Genomic DNA, 20,543 nt, shown 5'->3' with positions numbered 1-20,543 from the left:
TCGGACGAGATGGAATAGGCGCAAGGCAGTCAACCTGCCTTGCGCTGCAATCAGATCAGGTGCCTGATTTCACTTTGGTCCAAAGACGGGTCACGACCCGCTGGGTCTTCGCCGGATAGGGCGTGGTGATATAAAGGTTTTGCATCGTGCCATCATCCGGATAGATCGCCTGATCGCCGATTACATCTTCCTCAAGGAACTCCTGCGAAGCCTTGTTGCCGTTGGCGTAGTAAACATAGTTCGATGCAGCGGCCATGTTGTTGGCGTCCAGGATGAAGTTCAGAAACTTATGCGCACCTTCCGGGTTCGGAGCATCGACAGGTATCGCCATCTGGTCAAACCACATCAACGATCCCTCTGCGAACGGGTGGTATTCGATCACCACACCGTTATCTGCCTCTGCCGCGCGGTCTCGGGCCTGCAGAATATCGCCCGACCAACCCACGGCCACGCAAATATCACCATTGGCGAGCGCATTGATGTATTCTGAGCTATGGAACTTCTGAACATACGGTCGTACGCTGGTCAGAACCTCTTCGGTTTTCGCTATCACATCCTTGTCGTGGCTATCCGGGTCTTCTCCGATATACTGCAGTACCATCGGGATAATCTCAGCAGGCGCGTCCAAAAAATGGACGCCGCATGATGCCAGCTTTTCCATGTTTTCCGGCTTTAGCACCAGATCCATGCTATTGAGCGCAACATCATCGCCCAATACCTCTTTGACCTTGTCGACATTCACGCCAATGCCGGTTGTCCCCCACATGTAGTTGATCGAGTAAGCATTGTTGGGATCATAACCAGCGGTACGTTCCTGGATCACATCCCACAGATTGCCAGCATTCGACAGTTTGGCCGCGTCAAGTTCCTGAAACGCCCCAGCCTGAATCTGACGTTGCAAAAACGTTCCCGAAGGCACCACGACATCATAACCGGACCCGCCGGCCAGCATCTTGGTTTCCAGAACTTCGTTGCTGTCAAACACGTCATAGATCAGCGTCAGACCTGTCTCTTCTTCGAATTTGCTCAGCAGTTCTTCGTCAATATAGTCGGACCAGTTATAGACGCGCACCTCTTCGGCGAACGCGGCCGAAGTCCCCAATGCGACGATCGCTGTCATCCCCAGCGTTTTCAGTGTCATGATTTTCTCCCTGCGATTATGCGGCTATTTTCACCTTTTTTTGGATTTGATCAAGTTTTGCGTTTTGCACCCGATTCACCTATGGTTGGATCTGGTGCAGATTCTGGTAAATCTGAAACACTCGGATTGGGGCAAACCTTTTGGATTTGATCAAAAATAAAGCAGTCGCAGCTCTTACGGATGACGAAAAACGCCCGGTGCATGAACAGGTCTATCGCACTCTGAAATCGCAGATCCTGTTTGGTGATCTTGTACCCGGTCAGCCGGTTACAATTCAGGGGCTGACTGATTCTCTGGGCGTCGGCATGACCCCTGTGCGCGAGGCGATTCGGCGACTGATTTCTGACGGCGCCCTGATCTTTCAGGGCAACCGCAGGGTCAGCGTACCTCTGTTGTCTGCGGGTGATATCGAACAGATGATATTCGCGAGGATATCAATAGAAACAGAGCTTTCCAGACGCTCGACCGCGAACATCACCAATGCCGAGATAGACTACCTAGAAAAGCTGGATCAACGCCTGGACAATATGATCGCGGATGGGGATGTCAGCGGCTACCTGCGTTTGAACCATGCGTTTCACCAGGCCCTCTATTCGCACGCCGATGCCCCGATCCTTGTTGATCTGGCCGAGCGGTTGTGGCTGAGATTCGGCCCCTCATTGAGGATTGTTTGCGGCCGTTTCGGGACTCAGAGCCTGCCCGACAGGCATAAAGACATCATCCTGGCTCTGCGTGATCGCGATGTGGAAAAAGCTGCAGTAGCAACGGCTCAGGACATCGAGCAGGGTATGGGAATGATGGGAGACGCCCTGAACAACGGCTGAGAACCAGCGATTCGATTGACAGCGTAAAATTTGATCATATTCTATCCGGCAACCACTGTTGCAGGAGAGTCCCCGATGTCCATCATCACCAATCACTTGCCCACCGCTGAATTGCAGGCGTTGGATGCGGCACATCACCTGCATCCGTTTTCAACCAATGATGCACTGGAAACCGAAGGTGTCCGGGTCATTACCCGTGCCAACGGCGTATATCTGACCGATAGCGAAGGGAACGACATTCTGGATGGTATGGCCGGACTGTGGTGCGTGAACATCGGGTATGGCCGGGACGAACTGGCCGATGCCGCCGCCCGCCAGATGCGCGAACTGCCCTACTACAACACCTTCTTCAAAACGACCCATGCCCCTGCCATTGCGCTGGCTGCAAAGCTGGCCGAACTGGCACCGGGCGATCTGAACCACGTCTTTTTCGCAGGCGGCGGGTCCGAGGCCAACGATACCAACATCCGGCTGGTGCGCACCTACTGGGCCGAGAAGGGTCAGCCCGACAAGAACATCATCATAAGCCGCAAGAATGCCTATCACGGATCGAGCGTCGGTTCGGCCTCGTTGGGCGGCATGGCCGGTATGCACGCTCAGGGCGGCATTCCGATCCCGAATATTCACCACATCAACCAGCCCAATTGGTGGTCAGAGGGCGGCGACATGAGCCCGGAAGAATTCGGTCTAGCCCGTGCCCGCGAACTGGAAGAGGCAATACAGGAACTGGGTGAAGACCGTGTGGCGGCCTTCATTGCCGAGCCCGTTCAGGGCGCGGGTGGCGTCATCATCGCGCCCGACAGCTATTGGCCGGAAATCCAGCGCATCTGCGACAAGTACGATATCCTGCTGATCGCGGATGAGGTGATCTGCGGCTTTGGCCGAACCGGCAACTGGTTCGGGTCCCAAACGGTTGGGATCAGGCCGCATATCATGACCATCGCCAAGGGCCTCAGCTCGGGCTATGCACCCATCGGCGGTTCGATTGTGTGTGACGAGGTTGCCAGCGTCATCAGCGCCACCGAGTTCAACCACGGTTACACCTATTCCGGCCATCCGGTTGCGGCGGCGGTGGCACTTGAAAACCTGCGCATTCTTGAAGAAGAGAAGGTCATCGATCACGTGCGTAGCGTAGCCGCCCCCTACCTCAAAAAGAAATGGGAGGCACTGACCGAGCATCCGCTGATCGGCGAGGCGACGATCGCGGGCATGATGGGCTCCATCGCGTTGACACCCGAAAAGGCAAGCCGGGCGAAGTTCGCATCAGACCCCGGCACAATCGGGTATATCTGCCGCGAGCATTGCTTCAAAAACAACCTGATCATGCGCCATGTGGATGACCGGCTGGTCATCTCTCCTCCGCTGGTCATCACGCCGGCTGAGATCGATGAGATGTTTGTGCGCATTCACAAATCACTGGACGATGCACTGGCTGAAATCAACGAAAAGGGCCTGATGAAACCCGCGTCCTGATCGGTAAATCACGGGCGACCCTCTTGGGTCGCCCTTGCGTTCAACGCATCCGCTCCAGCAAACTGAGCGACGGGTACCCATCCGGAACCAACCCTTGCGCAACCTGAAACGCACGGACCGCATTGATCGTATTCGGCCCGGTGCGCCCATCGACCCCCTGCGTGTCGAAGCCCGCCTGCGTCAGCCGGCGTTGCAGTTCTTTCTTCTCGGTAAAGCTCAATACGCGATCTCCACGCGGCCAATCGGCCTGAAACGGGCTGCCCCCCGCAAGCTGGTCGGACAGATGCCCGATTCCGATCACATAGGCGTCTGCACCGTTGTAGGCCTCGATTACCTTGAAATTGTCGAAGATCATCAGGGCAACACCCCGACCACCTGCAGGCAACAGGATCGCGGCTTGTCCATGATCAGGCACGGGTTGGCCGGAAGGGGTCTGAACCCCACGCGCTGCCCATTCCGATGGCATCAGCGTAAAATCTCGCCGCGCGTCGGAGTAGTCGAATTCTGACGGTAATCGTACCTCAACCCCCCAAGGTTGGTCCTTCGTCCACCCATGTTTGGACAGATATGCCGCCGCCGAAGCCAGAGCATCCGTTGGATCATCCGACCAGATATCGCGACGCCCATCGCCGTCAAAATCAACCGCGTGATCCAGAAACGAGGTCGGCATGAACTGCGTGTGACCCATCGCTCCGGCCCAGCTGCCAACCATATTCCCGGCATCGACGTCCCCGGCCTGCAGGATCTGCAGCGCGGCCAGCAGCTGCGTTTCGAAGAATCGCGCACGTCGAGCGTCAAAGGCCAGCGTAGCAAGCGACCGGATGGTTTGCTTGCTGCCGCGATAAGTTCCAAACGAGGTTTCAAGACCCCAGATCGCTGTGACCACCTCTTTCTCAACGCCATATTGCGCTTCGATACGGGTCAAAGTCTCCCGGTGCTTGTCCAGCCCGGCACGACCGTTGGAAATCCGCGTCTTTGAAACTGCACCATCCAGATACTCCCAGATCGGTTTGGAAAACTCTGCCTGATTGCGATCTCGTTTGATGATGTCGCTGTCATAGGTCACCCCGGCCAAAGCACGATCCAGCGTGTCACCCGATATGCCCTGCTCCTGCGCCCGCTTGCGGAACGCCCCCAGCCAGGCCTGAAAGCGGGCATTCCCTTCTGCCGATACGCGATGCGCCTCAATCTTCGGGCGCAGCACGGGCCGGACCGAGACCGTCACGTCTGCCGAGGCCAATTGCACATTTTCCACTAAAGGTCGGGCCAGAGGCCGTTTCGATTCGTCTGTTGTATCCGCCTGCACGATGGATGCCCATAATGCGGCGGTCATGACGCCACCTACGCACTTACGCATTCCGTTTTTCCTGATTACTGCTCAGAACCGATGATAGCGCAGAATCGCGTTTTCACAAAGTGCCAGGCGCTAGGTTTCCTGATCCTGTGCTTCGCGTTCCGCGCGAATACGGGCAATCGCCTCGCGCAACAGCGATACGCGATTGGGTCGAAAGCTATCGTCGGTCACATCCATGCCCTGCATACGATCCAGCCGAAACACTCGGAAATCCTGGCGCAAGTGACACCAGCTGAGCAGTACGCTGGCGCGATCCATATAGACGATGCTCAGCGGATTGACCCGACGCCGGGTATCCGCGCCTTTGGCATCGGTATAGGCGAACTCGATCACGCGTTCATCCCATGCGGCTTGGCGTAGAATGGCGACGTCAATTGTTGGCACCGCTGGCCTGTCAAATCGCGTGGCGGTCAGAACAGCATGGCTCAGCCGATGCGACTGGCGCTGCGGCAAACGGCCCTGCAGCTTGCGTAGGGCCGCGCTTGCAGCATCCGACAACGCGGGATCACCAATCAATTGCACCTCACGCAGGCCCAGAACCAACGCTTCAAGCTCATCATTGGTGAAGCCCAGAGGCGGCAGTGTCGCGTCTTCGATCAGAGTAAACCCAAACCCGGCTTCGCCGTCGATCACAGCCCCCAAACCACGTAACGCGTCGATATCCCGATGAACGGTACGCGACGACACACCCAAATCCTGCGCCAACTGAAGCGATGTTCTGGGCGCGGGGCCAGAACGCAAGGCTTGCATCAACTGAAACAGACGGGCGGTGCGGGACATAGTGCACATTACTCTAAACCTAATGTCAGAAACTGTCATTAGTCCGGCGTATTCATCGGGCGTCCCAATTATGGAGCTGATGATGCTGACCCTTCTCACCTTCCCCTCTGCCTTCGGCCTGTTCAGTGCCAGCCCGTTCTGCGTGAAAACAGCCCTGATGCTTCAACGCGCAGGCCAGCACTGGCAACGGTCCGATCTTTTAGACCCCCGCAAGATGCCACACCAGAAACTGCCCGTTCTGCGCACGCCCGAACGCCTGATCCCTGACAGCGACCTGATCCGCGAGTGGCTCGAGTCTCAGGGCGCTGATTTCGATGTCGGCCTGAATGATCTGCAAAAGGCCCAAGCCCGAGCCCTGATCCGCATGGCCGAGGAACATCTGTACTTCCACGTCGTGCAGGACCGCTGGGCCAATGATGAGGTCTGGCCAATCCTGCGCGATACGTTCTTCACCGTCATTCCTGCGCTGATCCGCAAACCGGTTTCGAACTCGATCCGCAAATCCGTTGTCAAAGGGTTGGCGTTCCAGGGCGTTTCCCGCTTTTCACCTGCCGAACGACAGGACCGGTTGGAGCGCGATCTTGAGGCGATCTCGACCTATCTTTGGCAAGCGCCCTACCTGATGGGTGAGGAACCAACCTCGGCGGACATGAGCGTCGGTCCGATGCTGGCCGCGATGCGCGCGACACCGTCCGACACCCCCCTGACCCGCCGGATCAAACAGGATAAGCTGCTCAGCAGCTATATTGATCGAATGGAACAGGCGATCCCACTGTCATGACACCCTTTGAGGATGCAAAAGTCGCCGCAGCTTACGAGGCGCTGCCGGAAGAGACACGTGCAGGCGCACTGGCACTGCGCGAGTTGATCTTCGAAACGGCGGCCTCGCTCCCACGCGCCCAGCCGCTGGAAGAAGCGTTGCGGTGGGGCCAGCCAGCCTATTTAGCACCCAAAGGCTCGACGATCCGGCTGGGCGGACACAAGGCGGCCCAGTTTGCGTTGTTCGTGCACTGCCAAAGCCGGTTGATGGGCGATTTCACCTCAGCCTTTCCCGGAGAGGATCAGGTTGATGGCAATCGTGCTGTTCTATTCGATACCCTCGATCAGATCGATCCGACGCGCCATGGCTGGCTGATTGCCCGCGCGCTGACCTATCACCTCTGACGGCGTTTGCGTTCGACCTTGCGCTTGATTTTGTCCTTCTTGCGCTTGGTGCTGACCGCCTTGCGCCGAGACCCACGTTTCGCCGGGCCGCGTCCGCGCGGCAGGGCCTGATCGTCGATGGAGAGCAATTCTAACTCCAACCCGCCCGTCACCGGTGTGGCCTCGGTCAGTCGCACGGTAACGCGCTGGCCGATGGCGATAATCAGCCCGGTGTCCGAGCCCATCAGCGTTCCGGCCTCACGGTCGAAATGGAAGAACTCGCGCCCGAGTGACCGCACCGGGACAAGCCCGTCCGCCCCGGTCTCATCCATCTTCACGAAGGCGCCAAACCGGGCGATGCCGCTGATGCGGCCAGTAAATTCATTGCCCACCCGTTCGCTGAGATAGGCAGCCAGATAGCGATCCGTCGTATCGCGCTCGGCCATCATCGAGCGGCGCTCGGTGTCCGAAATATGGGTGGCGGTTTCCTCCAAGCGCCCGATCTCATCCTCGGTCAGCCCGTCCTTGCCCCAGCCATGCGCCGTAATCAGCGCGCGGTGCACGATCAGGTCGGCGTAGCGGCGGATGGGCGAGGTGAAATGGGCATAGTTCCTCAGTGCCAGACCAAAATGGCCGAAATTTTCGGGATTGTAATACGCCTGCGCCATCGACCGCAGGGTCGTGAGGTTGATCAGTTCCGCATCTTCGGTTCCAGCAGCGGCGTTCAGCAAGGCATTCAAATGACGGGTCTGCAGCACCTGCCCCTTGGCCAGATTCAGCCCCGCCGCCTGCGCCGTTTCGCGCAAGCTCTCCAGCTTCTCCGGTGCAGGTTCTTCGTGCACGCGGAACAACAGCGGGCGACGTTTTGCGATCAGCGTCTCGGCGGCGGCAACGTTGGCGAGGATCATGAACTCTTCGATCAGCTTATGTGCATCCAGCCGGTCACGGAACGCAACGCTGGTCACCTCACCTGCGTCGCTGAGTACGATCTTGCGTTCAGGCAGGTCCAGTTCCAACGGCTGGCGCTCCGCCCGCGCTTTTTTCAAGGCAGCATAGGCGACATAGAGCGGTTTCAGAACCGTCTCCAACAACGGCCCGGTACGGTCGTTCGGGTTGCCGTCGATGGCCTCCTGCACCTCGGTATAGTTCAACGAGGCGGCAGAGCGCATCAGGCCGCGCACGAACCGGTGCCCGATCTTATTCCCATCGGCATCGATCTGCATCCGCACGGCGATACAAGCGCGCGGCACCCCTTCGTGCAGGGAACACAGATCACCGGACAGACGGTCCGGCAGCATCGGAACCACGCGGTCAGGGAAGTAGCTGGAATTGCCGCGCTTGCGCGCCTCACGATCCAGCGCCGTGCCGGGCTGCACATAGGCGGCCACGTCGGCTATGGCGACCCAGATCACATGGCCACCCTTGTTCTTCGGGTCATCGTCCGCGTGCGCATAGCAGGCGTCATCGTGATCGCGCGCGTCCGAGGGGTCGATGGTCACCAACGGCATATCCCGCAAATCCTCGCGCCCTTTCAGGCCAACGGGTTTGGCCTTGTCGGCCTCTTCGATCACCTTGTCGGGAAATTCGTCCGGGATTCCGTGCTGATGTATCGCGATCAGAGAGACGGCCTTGGGCGCTGAGGGATCACCCAGCCGTTCGACGATACGCGCACGCGGCAGACCCATGCGGTTCTTGGGGCCGGCTTGTTCCGCTTCGACCAGTTCTCCGTCTTTGGCGCCATGAACCGCGCCATCGGGGACCAACCACTCGGTCTGACCGGTCTTGTCTATGGGCACGATCCGGCCACCCTCGGCCCCCTTGCGGAAGATGCCGACGATCTTGCGCGGGTTGGTGCCGATGCGGCGGATCAGGCGCGCCTCGTAATTGTGGTCTTCTTCCTGCACCACGGTCAGACGGGCCAGAATGCGATCGCCCTCACCCAGGGCCGGATCACTGGCGCGGGTGATCAGCAGCACAATGGGCTCGACCCCTTCGCCATGCCATTCCAGTGGACGCGCAAACAGGTCGCCATCCGCGTTCGGAGCCTTGACCTGCAACACGCTGACCGGCGGCAGGCGGTCAGGATCACGATAGCTGCGCTTGCGCTTTTCCAGATGCCCCTCGGCTTCAAGCTCCTTCAGGATGCGCTTGAGGTCGATCCGATCCGCGCCCTTGATGCCAAAGGCCTTGGCGATATCGCGTTTCGAGGTCAGGGAGGGGTTCGCCGAGATCCAGTCGAGGACCTCTTGCTTGGTCGGAATGCGTGTCATGAGTTTGGCCTAGCACGGGTATGCGACCGCGTCATGACCAAAAAGCGGCGCATCGGTTCAGCCGTGCAGATCGGCCACGGTATCCACGTCGCGCAGATGATCCAGCAGCGCCACCCGGTGCCCGCGAACCGAAGCCAGCGTGTCGGCCAACGCATATTCTGTAGACCAGCGCACATCCTGAAACAGCCGCGCGGGTATCGCACCATATCGCTGTGCGCCAACCAGCCAGTACCCCCCGTCGGGGGCAGGGCCAAATACCATCTCAGCCCGTCCCAGCGCGTTAAAGGCCCGCGCGATGTGACCCCGCGTTATTCCCGGAATATCCGCGCCGATCAGGCAAACCGGCCCTTTGGGGGCAGCACGCAACATCCGCCCCATGCGATCACCCAGATCACCGCGCCCCTGCGCCGCGCGCGGCAGATCGACAGGCCAGACACGACTGCGCATCCCCTCACGATCCGGAGACACGGCCAGAACGATCTGCCAGCGCGGATCGCGCAAGCGCCGGGTCAGAGATCGGGTCTGATGCCGGAACCACCAGGCAGCGCCCGTCATGCCGATATCGCGTCCCAGTCGCGTCTTGACCCGCCCCGGGCGCGGCTCTTTCACCATGATGACCAGTGTGCGTCTCAAGTCAGTTCCCGAGACATGTCCTGATGCTCGATCCCTGCATCCAAATAGGTGGGGCCGACGGCGACAAAGCCCAGTTTCCTATAAAAGCTCAGCGCATGAAGCTGGGCGCCGAGCCTGACTGTGACAATACCCGCCGTTCCTTCACAAAGCTCAACTGCTTTGCGGATCAGATCAGCGCCCAACCCGCTCCCCCGCGCGCGCTCCAAGACGCAGACCCTGCCGATCTTTGCTACGTCGCCGTCAAACACAATGCGCGCGGTTCCTACTGGGCCCAGCACGTCGTGCGCCAAAAGATGGGTGGCGGTTTCGTCCAGGTGATCCAGTTCTTCACGGGCGGGCACACCTTGTTCGACAACGAACACCTGATGCCTAAGATCAAAACAGCTGCGCAGGTCCTGCGTAACTTCGATATTCCGAGTCATGCGAAGTAATCCGTCAGGATACGGGCATAGATCGCCTTGAGTTGATCGATCTGCGCCACCTCGACGCATTCATCGACCTGATGCATGGTGCGCCCAACCAAACCGAATTCGACCACCGGGCAGTGGTTCTTGACAAACCGCGCATCCGACGTACCGCCAGTCGTCGAAAGCACGGGCTGCACGCCGGTTTCCGCCTCGACCGCCCGCGCCACAAGATCAGACAAAGGCCCCGGTGGGGTCAGAAAACTCTCTCCGGATACCTTGATCCGGGTCTCGATCTCGACGCCAAATGCCTCGGCAACGGCCTCTGCTTCTGATTTCAGCCAGCCGCTCAGGCTTGCGCCGGAATGCAGGTCGTTAAACCGGATATTCACCGCTCCATCGCATTGCGCGGGAATGACATTCGTCGCGGGATTACCCGTGTCGATCGTCACCACAGCCAAGGTCGAGGCATCAAAGTGATCGGTTCCCTGATCCAGTTCGCGACTGGCCAACCGATCCATCAGACGCGCCATTGCGGGCAATGGATTCTTCGCCCGGTGCGGATAAGCCGAATGCCCCTGCACCCCGGTCACCGTGAACCAGGCGGTCATCGAGCCACGTCGGCCGATCTTCATCATCTCACCCATCGTATTCGGGCAGGTTGGTTCCCCCACCAGACAAACCGACATCCGCTCATCCGCTGCGTCCATGTGATCCAGCAGAGCGACAGTGCCATCCAGCGCGTCCCCTTCCTCATCACCTGTGATCGTCAGGATGACTGCTCCGTCGGGCGGTGTGTTGCGCACAAAGTCGATGGCCGCAGCGGCGAAGGCGGCCACACCCGATTTCATGTCCGTCGTACCACGGCCATACATCACCCCATCACGGATCTCTGCGCCAAAGGGCGACATGGTCCAGGCGGCCTCATCCCCCACCGGAACGACATCCGTGTGACCGTTGAAGCCGAAACTCCGCGCGTGTCCTTTTTTGCCCCATCGGGCGAACAGGTTACAGATGCCGCCACGGTCCACGCGAGTGCATTCGAAACCCGCATCCGTCAGCACACGCTGCAGCAGAACCAGCGCCCCGCCTTCCTCGGGTGTGACCGAAGGGCAACGGATCAAATCTGCTGTCAGCGCAACTGGATCGGTCATTGGGGGCCTCTTGTTCTGAAGGGTGCCGGTGTTCCTGCACAGATTCAACGAATTGCCCGGATTGCCAACCCCGAATAGTCAGATTTGTGGACCAAACCCCCAGGCATCATGTTTTGAACCCCCGATAAAACATAAGCGTTGACCTAGCGGCTGCCTTGCCGCGCCACCCTGAATTGCGTTAGAGCGCCGCGAAACAGGTGAGTCCTCATGAAGCGTGTCTTCTTTGCATTGATCTGCCTGACTTTCGCGACATTCGCGCAGCAAAGCCAGGCTCAGACCCTTACGGTTACAACGGTAACCCGTCCTCCGTTTTCCTTTGTCGAAGACGGTGCCCAATCCGGCTTCTCGATGGATCTGTTGGCCGCGCTATCCGAATCGCTGGGTTGGGACTATTCCATCAACCGGGTTGATAGCTTTGGCGAAATGCTGAGCGCCGTTCAGGACGGTTCTGCCGACATGGCAATCGCAAACATTTCGATTACCGCCATGCGCGAGACCCGTATGGATTTCACCCAGCCCATTTTCGAAGCCGGTTTGCAGATCATGGTGCCGTCAGAGGCCGCGCGCCAGCCGTCATTGCTGCACGCGCTGCTGTCGCGCGAATTGTTTATCGCCATCGGCCTGGCCTTCGCCATATTGCTTGGCGGCGGGATGCTGATGTGGAGCTTCGAGAAACGCGCTCAACCCTATTTTGACCGCAAACTGAACGAGGCGTGGTTCCCTTCGTTCTGGTGGGCCCTCAACCTCGTGGTCAACGGTGGATTCGAAGAAAGGATGCCTCGGACGCCGTTTGGGCGCCTGCTTGGTGTTGTGCTGGTGGTTTCTTCGCTGTTCATCGTATCCGTCTTTACGGCGCGGATTACGTCGGTAATGACGGTGGACGCGATCACCGGCAACGTGAACTCGATCAACGATCTCTATGGCAAACAGGTCGGTACCATAGCCGATTCGACTGCAGCTAACTTTCTGAACCGGCGCGAGATCGAATTTACCGGATACGGCGACCTTCAGGAAATGCTGACGGCATTCACCGACAAAGAACTGGACGCAGTCGTATTCGACGCCCCCATCCTGTCCTACTACGCCTCGCATGAGGGGCGCAGGCTGGCGACTATGACTGGCGGAATCTTTCTGCGCGAGAATTACGGGATCGCATTTCCGACCGGATCGCCGCTGGTCGAAGACGTCAATCAGGCGCTGCTTTCCCTGCGCGAAGACGGCACCTATGACGAAATCTATCGTAAATGGTTCGGATCGCGGAACTAGGCGGTTTCTTCATCCCCGAAGAATGGCGTCATCTGCGCGACAATAACCGCATTTTCATCCAGCGCCCGCTGCATCAGCGCCCGCTCGTCCGGGTCAATCTCATGGCCCTGCGCCTCGCGTTCGGCCAGCGTACCGTAGCCGGTGACGTCCAGAGGCGCTGTATCGGCCTGTTTCAGAATGGCCACGGTTTCGCGCACGGCCTCTGCCTCATCCACGCCGCTGGCAAAACACATCAACGCCGCCCCGGTCGCCCCATCGGGCAGCCCGTCGCCATCCTTGCGACCAATCTGAACCAACAGTGTATAGACCTGTTGGCGCGAGGGTTTCTTTTGCTTTTCCATAACGCGGCCCTTAGCGGCGCATAAAGTTCTGGTCAAGGTTGGGCCCGTCGTTTCGACAGAAGAGTTTGAACGCTCGCCGATCCTTGCGGATTGCACACCACATATTTTGTTCGCTTTATGTTCTGCTTGGATATACCCTTCATCCAAATCGGACGAGGGAGTACGACATGTCAGAGCAACAAGATAAATTTCAGCGTTTCGAGAACCTTCACGACAGGGAAGGCGCTTTCGTGATTCCCAACCCTTGGGATGCCGGTTCTGCACGCTTGCTTGAGAGCATGGGCTTTGACGCCCTCGCAACGACCAGCGCTGGATATGCGTTCTCAAAGGGCAAAAGAGACTCTTTTGCAGCGCTTGGCAGAGATGAAATTCTGGAAAACGCAGCCGAAATCGTTGCAGCCATCGATCTGCCGGTTTCTGCCGATCTTGAAGACGGGTTCGGACAAGCCCCGGAAACCTGCGCACAAACCATTCGCATGGCAAGTCAGACGGGTCTGATCGGCGGATCAATCGAAGACGCGACCGGAAACCCAGACACGCCCATATACGATCTCTCTCTGGCGAAGGAACGCGTTCAGGCAGCAGCGGAGGCCGCGAAAGACCTGCCCTTCCTTTTGACCGCCAGAGCCGAAGGTTTTTTGTGGGGGCAGACTGATCTGACCGACACTATTAATCGTCTGCAAGCATTTTCGGAGGCCGGAGCAGATGTGCTCTATGCCCCGGGCCTGCCGGATATCGAGGCTATCAGAACCGTCTGCACCGAGGTCGACAAACCCGTAAACGTCGTGATGGGGCTTACCGGCCCGCGCTATACCGTGGAGCAGCTGTCGCAGGCGGGTGTATGCCGCATCAGTGTTGGCGGGTCATTTGCCCGTGCGGCGCTGGGCGCGTTGAAGCGGGCTGCGGAAGAGGTGAAGACCTATGGCAGCTTCGACTATGCCGAAGACGCGATGCCCGGGTCCGAAATCAGCAATCTGATGGCTCCGGAGAAATGCGACAACAGGGGATGAACAATTCCTGAGCCATCTGGCTTGAACTGATCTTCAATCCGGCACAGAAAACTCGGGATATCAAAAAGGGCTGCAAGTGCGTCTTGCAGCCCTGATCATTGGATTTGTGGGGATACTTAATCGCGGAGCAACTCGTTGATCCCTGTCTTCGAGCGGGTCTTTTCGTCAACACGCTTCACGATCACCGCGCAGTACAGGCTGACATTGTTCTTGGACGGCATCGAACCGGCAACAACCACTGAGTAAGACGGAACCTCACCATACATGACTTCGCCGGTTTCACGGTCAACGATCTTGGTGGATTTGCCGATAAATACGCCCATGCCCAAAACCGAGCCCTCGCGGACGATGCAGCCTTCGACCACTTCCGAACGCGCACCGATAAAGCAGTTGTCCTCGATAATGGTCGGACCAGCCTGCATCGGCTCCAGCACGCCGCCAATGCCGACGCCGCCGGACAGGTGCACGTTTTTGCCGATCTGCGCGCAGGACCCGACTGTGGCCCAGGTGTCGACCATGGTGCCCTCATCCACATAGGCGCCCAGATTGACGAAAGACGGCATCAGCACCACACCCGGCGCGACGAAGGCCGACTTACGCACGACGCAGTTGGGTACGGCGCGGAATCCAGCCGCGCGCCATTGGTTCTCGCCCCAGCCCGCGAACTTGCTGTCCACCTTGTCCCACCAGCCGCCTTCCTGCGGACCACCCGATTGGATTTCCATGTCCTTGATACGGAATCCCAACAGCACTGCTTTCTTGGCCCACTGGTTCACATGCCAGTTGCCATCAGCCTGCTTTTCGGCGACACGCAACGATCCGCTGTCCAACGCATTCAGCGTCTCCTCAATCGCCTCGCGCTGTTCACCGGTGGTGGCGGGGGTGATTGTATCGCGTGCCTCCCAGGCGGCTTCGATGGCGGCTTCCAGTTGCGCATTGGACATGGGGCGTCTCCCTAGAGAATCTGTTCACGTTGGTGTGGCCTATACGCAAGCGGGACCCATGGCGCAATGCGACGCAGGCCCCCTTGTTTGCGTCAACCTTCGGCCACGGCGCCAAGCGCAGCGAACATTTCCTGGTCATTTTGCGTGCCGGCATTGGGTGCGGTCAGCAAAACATCTCCGTAGAACACCGAATTTGCCCCGGCCAGAAAACACAACGCCTGCTCGGCGGTGGAGAAATCCGAGCGGCCAGCCGACAGGCGCACACGCGTCTCTGGCATGGTGATCCGGGCGGCCGCAACCATGCGCACCAGATCGAATATCCCCACCTTTTCACGATGCGCCAGCGGAGTCCCCTTGATCGGGATCAGCGCATTGATCGGTACGCTTTCCGGGTGCGGATCGAAATTCGCCAGCACTTGCAACAATGAGGCACGGTCCCGCAGGCTTTCGCCCATGCCGATGATACCGCCACAGCACAGATCGATGCCTTCATCACGACAATAGCTGAGGGTTTCCAGACGATCCTGATAGGTGCGTGTCCCGATGATCTCAGCATAGAACTCGGGCGAGGTATCAAGGTTGTGATTATACGCCGTCAGCCCCGCCTGGGCCAACCGCTGGGCCTGATGCGGTTTCAGCATACCCAGCGTCACACAGGCCTCCATCCCCAGGTTGCGGACGCCCCGGATCATTTCCAGAACGTTGTCGAATTCTTCGCCATCCCGCACCTGCCGCCACGCGGCACCCATACAGAACCGCTCGGCCCCCGCATCCCGCGCCCGTTTGGCGAGCGAGATGACATGCGCGGGGGTCATCAATTTTTCCTTGGTCAGTTCAACCTCGCGATGATGCGCGGATTGCGGACAATAGGCGCAGTCCTCGGGACAACTGCCGGTTTTGATCGACAGCAGGCTGGCTTTTTGGATGCCGTTTGGATCGTGATACGTCCGGTGAACCACATTTGCGCGACCTACCAGCTCAAGCAGAGGGAGGCGCAACAGCGCCTCCACTTCGTCGACAGTCCAGTCGCTGCGGATGTCTTGAGCAGAATCAAGCATCCGTTTGCGACCCACGGATTTTCTGCATCAGGCCCGCCGGCAGACCGATCACCAGAACTGCCGCCAGCGCTATCTTGACAAGATCGCCCAAGATGAACGGGCTGAAACCGTACACCAGAACTTTGTCTGCAGGCACGAACTGGGCCAACCATCCCAGACCCAGCGCATAGATGACCGCAAGACCGGCCAGCATGACAGGCACCAGAAGCAGCTTACGCAGATGGTCCGCCGCCCAGCCGACAATGAAAGATGCGACGACAAAGCCCAGCAAATAGCCGCCCGTTCCACCCATCATATAAGCTAGCCCGATGCCTTTTTCCGGCGTCCCGGCGAACACCGGCAGACCAACAGCCCCGGCGACCATATAGCCAATTACGGTCGCGGAGCCGAGGCGCATCCCAAAGGCTGCTGCAATTGCCATGACGGCCGCGACTTGCAGGGTCATCGGCACGGGCCAGAACGGCACTTGGACTTTGGCGCTGGCGGTCAGCAGAAGGATGCCGATTACGACACGGGTGATCTGTCCCGCAGGGCTGAGCGCACCAATGGCGGGCAAGGCGGATTGTGGCGTGGTTTTCATCGTATTTCTCTTTTATAGATAATTATTTCCAGATTCTATCTTCATCATCATTTTTATCTATTAAAAATCAAGCGAAATCTTCGACGCAACTCAAATTGCCTTTGAACTGCCGGAAGGGGTCAGCTTGCGCGGCGGATATGGCGCACCAGAATCGATGTCGCAGCCGAAACGTCTTTGCTTTTCAGTGCCTGAATTATCGCTGCGTGATCCGTATCGATCCGCTGCACCCATTTTGGCCGCCAATGCGCGAACAGATGCCGAGCGCTGGCGATATGCAAATCATCTATTGTGTGCAGCAAACGCGGCAATCCGCACGGGGTCAGGATCGCCCGGTGAAACACTCTGTTCCGCGCCTCCCACTGCGGCATGTTTTCGGCTGCATCACAGGCTTTTCGCGCATCATCAGCCACCTTTAGCGCTGCTGGCGTCATGTTCTGCGTTGAATATTGCAGCGCCAGCGTTTCCAGGGCGACACGCATCTCGATCACCTCACGCACCTCGGCAGGGTCAAGCGCGGTGACCCGCATACCCTTTCGCGGTTCGCTTTTCGCCAATCCGTGCGCCTCAAGCCGCAGCAATGCCTCGCGCACCGGCACGTGGCTGGTATCAAAGGCACGTGCAATATGGTCCTGGCGCAGTTTCTCACCGGCAGCCAAGTCGCCGGTGATGATTTGCTGGCTCAGGGCACTATAGATTGTGTCGGCGATAGTGGCGGTCATGAATTATAGATAAAATCCATGACCAACTTCTACAAGCCGTATTTTCAACCCGTTAGCGGATCTGGCGCGATGTTCCCGCCGCAGATCAACACTGCCACCTTCTCATCAGGCTCTGGCTGGTATGCGCCCGAAATCAGCGCCGCGAGAGCTGCAGCCCCCGCCGGTTCGACCAGAATTCGATGCGTCTGCCACAGAGCATTCTGGGCTTGCGATATCGCATCATCAGCAACCAGAACCGAGGTCATCCCCTGAGCCAGCCCGAAGCAGATGTCACCGATGCGCCGTGCGCCCAGCGCGTTCGCCGCGATACCCGATACAGAAACATCAACCGGCTTGCCCGCAGCCAACGCCGCGTTCAGTGCGCAGGAGGTTTCCGGTTCGACCGCCACAACTTTGCGCGCACCCTGAAACCAGGCCAGCGCCCCTGCAATCAGCCCGCCGCCGCCCACGGCAACCAACAGGGTATCCGCCTGTAACCCCTGAGTGTCCCATTCCGCAAAACATGTCCCCTGCCCCGCCACCGTCGCTGGCGCGTCATAGGCGTGGATTTGCATGGCACCGGTGCTTTCCTCGTGCGCCTGCGCCATGGTCAGAGCATTGGCGTATTCACCCGGAACCACGCTCAGATCAGCCCCGATCCGTTCGATCAGCGCGATCTTGGATGGCCCCGCGAGCTCAGGCACGAAAATCTTCGCCGGATAGCCCAGCGATTGCGCCGCATAGGCCGCAGCCGCGCCATGGTTGCCACCCGATGCGGCCACCACCCCTGCTGCAGGCACATCCATGCTGAGCAGGGTATTGAATGCCCCGCGCGCTTTGAAGCTGCCGGTGTGCTGCATATGTTCAAGCTTCATTTCAACCGGATAGCCCGGAATGTGGCTTTCCATCACTGGCGTGACCTGCGCGTGTCCGGCAATGCGGTCCCGCGCTGCCAATATTTCACTTTTCCAATCCATTCTTGTCTTTCCGTGACTGGCACTCTGCCCGCGAACCCTATAGCTGTTTTGGAAACACGCAAGCAGGGAACCCCGTTTATGAGAGAAGATCGCCTCAGCCCCTTTCGCGACGCACAGACCGATCGCTCGACCGCGAGTGAAGTACCGGACACGCCGCAGACGCGGTCTCCGGCCTATCGTCTTGCCTTTGCCGATGATGATTTTCTGTGCCGGGATGAGCTGCGCCCCGTTCGACTACAGCTGGAACTGCTGAAACCCGAGATGATCATGACCGAGCGTGAGATCACCTCGACCATTGTCATGTTTGGCGGTGCGCGCATCCCGGAACCGGCCCAGAAACACACGGCGCGGACTGAGACCTTGGCCGGGCTGTCAAAATACTACGATGAAGCGCGCGAGTTTGCGCGGCTGATGACCGAGAAGTCAAATCAGACAGGCTGCCGCGAGAACGTGATCGTCACAGGTGGCGGCCCCGGCGTGATGGAGGCGGGCAACCGTGGCGCGCAGGATGCGGGTGGCTGTTCCATCGGGCTGAACATCGTGCTTCCGCACGAGCAGGCCCCGAACCTATACGTAACGCCTGATCTCAGCTTTAACTTCCACTACTTCGCCATCCGCAAGATGCACTTCCTGATGCGCGCCCGCGCCATCACCGTCTTCCCCGGCGGGTTCGGCACTATGGATGAGTTGTTCGAATCCCTGACGCTGATTCAGACCGGACGGATGGAGCGTGTGCCCTTCCTGCTGTTCGGGCGTGAGTTCTGGGAAAAGGTGATCAACTGGGAAGCTCTGGCCGATGCGGGCACCATCTCTGACGAGGATCTGGACCTGTTCCGCTTTGTCGACACCGCGCAAGAGGCGGTCGAGATCATTGAGAACTGGGAACCTGCACCGCCACGCGATGAAATACCGGGGCGCTGAGCCATGAGCCCGAAGACCGGAGAAATGTTGCACCTGCGCGGGAACGCCCTGAACAAGGGTGAGCCTGTGGCCCTGCCATTGACCCAAAGCAGCATGTACCATCTGCCCGGCGCGCCAGATGGGTACGCCAGCTATGGCCGGGTCGACAACCCGACCTGGGTGCATCTGGAGCACGTCCTGTCACATCTGGAAAACGCACCCTGCCTCAGCTTTCCTTCTGGCATGGCAGCGATTTCGGCTGCGTTGTTTGCGACAGTCAAAGCAGGAGCGCGCCTGCTGATCCCGTCCGACGGATATTATGTGACCCGGCTTCTGGCCGACCGGTTCCTGTCACATCTGGGCGTTTCAGTCGTCGAGCGCCCAACCACCGCCTTCGCCGAGGGCGGCTTGGACGAATTCGATGTGGTGTTTCTGGAAAGCCCGTCGAATCCCGGCCTGGATATGCTTGACCTGCCTGCAATCGCCGAAACCGTGCGCGAGGCCGGTGGCATCACGGTCGCCGACAACACAACCATGACACCATTGGGCCAACGCCCGCTGGACCTTGGCGTCGATGTGGTGGTGAGTTCGGATACGAAGGCAATGGGCGGGCACTCTGACCTTCTGATGGGCCACGTCGCCAGCCGCAATCCGCAAATCATGGAGCGGGTAGAGGAATGGCGCCGCGTTTCTGGTGCGATTCCGGGTCCTCACGAGGCATGGTTGCTGCATCGTGGCCTGGAAACGCTGGACGTACGGTTTGATCGGATGTGTAGCTCGGCGCAGGTTCTGGCCGAACGGCTGGCAGCCCACCCGGCCGTGAAACACATCCGCTATCCCGGCCTGCCCGGTGATCCAGCGCATACTTTGGCGGCTGCCCAAACTGCGCGCTTCGGGTTTCTGCTGAGCATCACGCTGGACTCTGAGGCCAAAGCCGAACAGTTCATCAATGCCTGCCCGCTGCTGCGCCCCGCCACATCCTTCGGCGGTGTTCACAGCTCAGCTGAGCGGCGCGCCCGCTGGGGCGATGCGGTCGATCCGGCCTTCATCCGCCTGTCGGTGGGGTGTGAGCCGTTGGAGGAACTGTGGCAGGCAATCGAGGCCAGTTTAAAAGCGGTATGACTACTTCTTTGGCGCACGCAATTCGGTGAACACATAGATCGGCATTATGATACTGCCGATCAGGGCACCCAGCCAAACCAGCAGGGTCGCAGCCAGAAGATTGGAAATTCCGCCGATCGTCAGCCCGGACGTAATCAGGTCGGTGACCAGAAGTCCAACGAATGTTACGATCAAAGCAATCCCGCCCTTGAGTGCCGGTGCCTTCTTTTCCCCCAGCTTCAGGATCAAAGGCTCGGCCACGACCTGCACCAGTGTAAATACAATCACGACCACGATGAACGAGATCGGTCGGATCGCAAATCCCGACAGCAGCAAACTGGCCAATAACAGCCCGATGGCATTTCCGGCCAGCAAGGCCAGAACCGATTTGAGCCTGCGCGTCATGGAACGATCTCCGTCAATGAACAATCTGAAACATCCCGATATTAGCAGAGCATGAGGGTTTTGCGAGGCAAAATAGCCGCCTCTTCT

At 58.9% G+C, this 20,543-nt stretch carries 22 protein-coding genes; 8 read left to right on the top strand and 14 right to left on the bottom strand.

All coding sequences use genetic code 11. From position 1 onward, the window contains the following. Positions 1 to 55: 55 nt before the first annotated feature. Complete coding sequence (locus tag RA27_RS13135) at positions 56 to 1,141, bottom strand: polyamine ABC transporter substrate-binding protein (protein ID WP_039539593.1); 1,086 nt, start codon at positions 1,139 to 1,141, stop codon at positions 56 to 58. Between the two features lie 140 nt (positions 1,142 to 1,281). Here RA27_RS13135 and RA27_RS13130 point away from each other — a divergent pair, with 140 nt between their 5' ends. Beyond that, entirely contained in the window at positions 1,282 to 1,965 is a 684-nt protein-coding gene (locus RA27_RS13130) for a GntR family transcriptional regulator (RefSeq protein ID WP_039539591.1), read from the top strand. 75 nt (positions 1,966 to 2,040) lie between these two features. Then, positions 2,041 to 3,438 carry an aspartate aminotransferase family protein gene (locus tag RA27_RS13125; protein WP_039539589.1) on the top strand — a complete coding sequence of 466 codons (1,398 nt, stop codon included), beginning with the start codon at positions 2,041 to 2,043 and terminating at the stop codon, positions 3,436 to 3,438. Positions 3,439 to 3,478: 40 nt separating this feature from the next. Here the strand turns inward: RA27_RS13125 and RA27_RS13120 are convergent, their stop codons facing one another. Then, positions 3,479 to 4,795 carry a lytic murein transglycosylase gene (locus RA27_RS13120; RefSeq protein ID WP_039539587.1) on the bottom strand — a complete coding sequence of 439 codons (1,317 nt, stop codon included), beginning with the start codon at positions 4,793 to 4,795 and terminating at the stop codon, positions 3,479 to 3,481. 69 nt (positions 4,796 to 4,864) lie between these two features. Continuing rightward, the gene (locus tag RA27_RS13115; RefSeq protein WP_039539585.1) at positions 4,865 to 5,572 is read right to left on the bottom strand and encodes a YafY family protein; all 708 of its coding nucleotides are present in this window, start codon (positions 5,570 to 5,572) and stop codon (positions 4,865 to 4,867) included. Positions 5,573 to 5,654: 82 nt separating this feature from the next. On the opposite strand from RA27_RS13115, the gene RA27_RS13110 reads away from it, so the two are divergent. Then, positions 5,655 to 6,353 (top strand): glutathione S-transferase family protein, encoded by a 699-nt coding sequence (locus RA27_RS13110; RefSeq protein WP_039540015.1) that lies wholly within the window; start codon positions 5,655 to 5,657, stop codon positions 6,351 to 6,353. Beyond that, a complete protein-coding gene (locus RA27_RS13105; RefSeq protein WP_039539583.1) occupies positions 6,350 to 6,736 on the top strand; it encodes a DUF1801 domain-containing protein in 387 nt (128 codons plus the stop codon). Before RA27_RS13110 ends, RA27_RS13105 begins: the two co-directional genes overlap by 4 nt. On the opposite strand, the gene rnr is transcribed toward RA27_RS13105, so the two are convergent. The 4 genes from rnr to dapE are packed head-to-tail and all read right to left on the bottom strand — an operon-like array spanning position 6,727 to position 11,176. Continuing rightward, the gene (gene rnr / locus RA27_RS13100; RefSeq protein ID WP_039539581.1) at positions 6,727 to 8,985 is read right to left on the bottom strand and encodes a ribonuclease R; all 2,259 of its coding nucleotides are present in this window, start codon (positions 8,983 to 8,985) and stop codon (positions 6,727 to 6,729) included. The two genes, RA27_RS13105 and rnr, sit on opposite strands and share 10 nt — an antisense overlap. Positions 8,986 to 9,042: 57 nt before the next feature. After that, positions 9,043 to 9,618 carry a TIGR04282 family arsenosugar biosynthesis glycosyltransferase gene (locus RA27_RS13095; protein ID WP_039539578.1) on the bottom strand — a complete coding sequence of 192 codons (576 nt, stop codon included), beginning with the start codon at positions 9,616 to 9,618 and terminating at the stop codon, positions 9,043 to 9,045. Further along, a complete protein-coding gene (locus RA27_RS13090; RefSeq protein ID WP_039539575.1) occupies positions 9,615 to 10,040 on the bottom strand; it encodes a GNAT family N-acetyltransferase in 426 nt (141 codons plus the stop codon). The genes RA27_RS13095 and RA27_RS13090 overlap by 4 nt, the downstream gene beginning before the upstream one ends. Next, positions 10,037 to 11,176, bottom strand: coding sequence for a succinyl-diaminopimelate desuccinylase (gene dapE / locus RA27_RS13085; RefSeq protein ID WP_039539570.1), 1,140 nt, complete (start codon positions 11,174 to 11,176; stop codon positions 10,037 to 10,039). The genes RA27_RS13090 and dapE overlap by 4 nt, the downstream gene beginning before the upstream one ends. 207 nt (positions 11,177 to 11,383) lie before the next feature. Here dapE and RA27_RS13080 point away from each other — a divergent pair, with 207 nt between their 5' ends. After that, positions 11,384 to 12,442 (top strand): transporter substrate-binding domain-containing protein, encoded by a 1,059-nt coding sequence (locus RA27_RS13080; RefSeq protein WP_039539569.1) that lies wholly within the window; start codon positions 11,384 to 11,386, stop codon positions 12,440 to 12,442. Here RA27_RS13080 and RA27_RS13075 read toward each other — a convergent pair. After that, positions 12,439 to 12,783, bottom strand: coding sequence for a hypothetical protein (locus RA27_RS13075; protein ID WP_039539567.1), 345 nt, complete (start codon positions 12,781 to 12,783; stop codon positions 12,439 to 12,441). The two genes, RA27_RS13080 and RA27_RS13075, sit on opposite strands and share 4 nt — an antisense overlap. A gap of 167 nt (positions 12,784 to 12,950) precedes the next feature. Here RA27_RS13075 and RA27_RS13070 point away from each other — a divergent pair, with 167 nt between their 5' ends. Continuing rightward, positions 12,951 to 13,793 carry an isocitrate lyase/phosphoenolpyruvate mutase family protein gene (locus RA27_RS13070; protein WP_039539566.1) on the top strand — a complete coding sequence of 281 codons (843 nt, stop codon included), beginning with the start codon at positions 12,951 to 12,953 and terminating at the stop codon, positions 13,791 to 13,793. A gap of 116 nt (positions 13,794 to 13,909) precedes the next feature. Here the strand turns inward: RA27_RS13070 and dapD are convergent, their stop codons facing one another. The 5 genes from dapD to RA27_RS13045 all read right to left on the bottom strand — a co-directional run bounded on the left by dapD (position 13,910) and on the right by RA27_RS13045 (position 18,050). Next, complete coding sequence (gene dapD / locus RA27_RS13065) at positions 13,910 to 14,737, bottom strand: 2,3,4,5-tetrahydropyridine-2,6-dicarboxylate N-succinyltransferase (RefSeq protein WP_039539565.1); 828 nt, start codon at positions 14,735 to 14,737, stop codon at positions 13,910 to 13,912. Positions 14,738 to 14,829: 92 nt separating this feature from the next. Continuing rightward, positions 14,830 to 15,795, bottom strand: a complete 966-nt coding sequence (gene bioB / locus RA27_RS13060) for a biotin synthase BioB (RefSeq protein WP_039539563.1) — start codon at positions 15,793 to 15,795, stop codon at positions 14,830 to 14,832. Next, on the bottom strand, positions 15,788 to 16,375 hold the full coding sequence (locus RA27_RS13055) for a biotin transporter BioY (RefSeq protein WP_039539561.1): 588 nt from the start codon (positions 16,373 to 16,375) through the stop codon (positions 15,788 to 15,790). The genes bioB and RA27_RS13055 overlap by 8 nt, the downstream gene beginning before the upstream one ends. 119 nt (positions 16,376 to 16,494) lie before the next feature. Beyond that, entirely contained in the window at positions 16,495 to 17,094 is a 600-nt protein-coding gene (locus tag RA27_RS13050) for a GntR family transcriptional regulator (RefSeq protein WP_039539559.1), read from the bottom strand. A gap of 44 nt (positions 17,095 to 17,138) precedes the next feature. After that, a complete protein-coding gene (locus RA27_RS13045) occupies positions 17,139 to 18,050 on the bottom strand; it encodes a threonine/serine dehydratase (protein WP_039539557.1) in 912 nt (303 codons plus the stop codon). A gap of 78 nt (positions 18,051 to 18,128) precedes the next feature. Between RA27_RS13045 and RA27_RS13040 the strand changes: the two genes are divergently transcribed. Together RA27_RS13040 and RA27_RS13035 are read left to right on the top strand one after the other, a co-directional pair. Continuing rightward, positions 18,129 to 18,971 carry a TIGR00730 family Rossman fold protein gene (locus RA27_RS13040; RefSeq protein WP_039539551.1) on the top strand — a complete coding sequence of 281 codons (843 nt, stop codon included), beginning with the start codon at positions 18,129 to 18,131 and terminating at the stop codon, positions 18,969 to 18,971. 3 nt (positions 18,972 to 18,974) lie between these two features. After that, entirely contained in the window at positions 18,975 to 20,072 is a 1,098-nt protein-coding gene (locus RA27_RS13035; RefSeq protein WP_039539550.1) for a cystathionine gamma-lyase, read from the top strand. On the opposite strand, the gene RA27_RS13030 is transcribed toward RA27_RS13035, so the two are convergent. Continuing rightward, entirely contained in the window at positions 20,073 to 20,456 is a 384-nt protein-coding gene (locus RA27_RS13030) for a hypothetical protein (RefSeq protein WP_039539548.1), read from the bottom strand. Between the last annotated feature and the right edge of the window lie 87 nt (positions 20,457 to 20,543).

The sequence above is a fragment of the Ruegeria sp. ANG-R genome (assembly GCF_000813985.1).
Classification (GTDB): domain Bacteria; phylum Pseudomonadota; class Alphaproteobacteria; order Rhodobacterales; family Rhodobacteraceae; genus Ruegeria.
The sequence above is the reverse complement of the archived record's forward strand: the minus strand, read 5'-3'. Positions and strand labels throughout refer to the sequence as shown.

What these genes read in the sequence shown, in the direction of transcription:
- RA27_RS13135 (WP_039539593.1), bottom strand. Translation starts at nt 1,141, where the DNA reads ATGACACTGAAAACGCTGGGGATGACAGCGATCGTCGCATTGGGGACT.
- RA27_RS13125 (WP_039539589.1), top strand. Translation starts at nt 2,041, where the DNA reads ATGTCCATCATCACCAATCACTTGCCCACCGCTGAATTGCAGGCGTTG.
- RA27_RS13120 (WP_039539587.1), bottom strand. Translation starts at nt 4,795, where the DNA reads ATGCGTAAGTGCGTAGGTGGCGTCATGACCGCCGCATTATGGGCATCC.
- RA27_RS13115 (WP_039539585.1), bottom strand. Translation starts at nt 5,572, where the DNA reads ATGTCCCGCACCGCCCGTCTGTTTCAGTTGATGCAAGCCTTGCGTTCT.
- RA27_RS13110 (WP_039540015.1), top strand. Translation starts at nt 5,655, where the DNA reads ATGCTGACCCTTCTCACCTTCCCCTCTGCCTTCGGCCTGTTCAGTGCC.
- RA27_RS13105 (WP_039539583.1), top strand. Translation starts at nt 6,350, where the DNA reads ATGACACCCTTTGAGGATGCAAAAGTCGCCGCAGCTTACGAGGCGCTG.
- rnr (WP_039539581.1), bottom strand. Translation starts at nt 8,985, where the DNA reads ATGACACGCATTCCGACCAAGCAAGAGGTCCTCGACTGGATCTCGGCG.
- RA27_RS13090 (WP_039539575.1), bottom strand. Translation starts at nt 10,040, where the DNA reads ATGACTCGGAATATCGAAGTTACGCAGGACCTGCGCAGCTGTTTTGAT.
- dapE (WP_039539570.1), bottom strand. Translation starts at nt 11,176, where the DNA reads ATGACCGATCCAGTTGCGCTGACAGCAGATTTGATCCGTTGCCCTTCG.
- RA27_RS13080 (WP_039539569.1), top strand. Translation starts at nt 11,384, where the DNA reads ATGAAGCGTGTCTTCTTTGCATTGATCTGCCTGACTTTCGCGACATTC.
- RA27_RS13075 (WP_039539567.1), bottom strand. Translation starts at nt 12,783, where the DNA reads ATGGAAAAGCAAAAGAAACCCTCGCGCCAACAGGTCTATACACTGTTG.
- RA27_RS13070 (WP_039539566.1), top strand. Translation starts at nt 12,951, where the DNA reads ATGTCAGAGCAACAAGATAAATTTCAGCGTTTCGAGAACCTTCACGAC.
- dapD (WP_039539565.1), bottom strand. Translation starts at nt 14,737, where the DNA reads ATGTCCAATGCGCAACTGGAAGCCGCCATCGAAGCCGCCTGGGAGGCA.
- bioB (WP_039539563.1), bottom strand. Translation starts at nt 15,795, where the DNA reads ATGCTTGATTCTGCTCAAGACATCCGCAGCGACTGGACTGTCGACGAA.
- RA27_RS13055 (WP_039539561.1), bottom strand. Translation starts at nt 16,375, where the DNA reads ATGAAAACCACGCCACAATCCGCCTTGCCCGCCATTGGTGCGCTCAGC.
- RA27_RS13050 (WP_039539559.1), bottom strand. Translation starts at nt 17,094, where the DNA reads ATGACCGCCACTATCGCCGACACAATCTATAGTGCCCTGAGCCAGCAA.
- RA27_RS13045 (WP_039539557.1), bottom strand. Translation starts at nt 18,050, where the DNA reads ATGGATTGGAAAAGTGAAATATTGGCAGCGCGGGACCGCATTGCCGGA.
- RA27_RS13040 (WP_039539551.1), top strand. Translation starts at nt 18,129, where the DNA reads ATGAGAGAAGATCGCCTCAGCCCCTTTCGCGACGCACAGACCGATCGC.
- RA27_RS13035 (WP_039539550.1), top strand. Translation starts at nt 18,975, where the DNA reads ATGAGCCCGAAGACCGGAGAAATGTTGCACCTGCGCGGGAACGCCCTG.
- RA27_RS13030 (WP_039539548.1), bottom strand. Translation starts at nt 20,456, where the DNA reads ATGACGCGCAGGCTCAAATCGGTTCTGGCCTTGCTGGCCGGAAATGCC.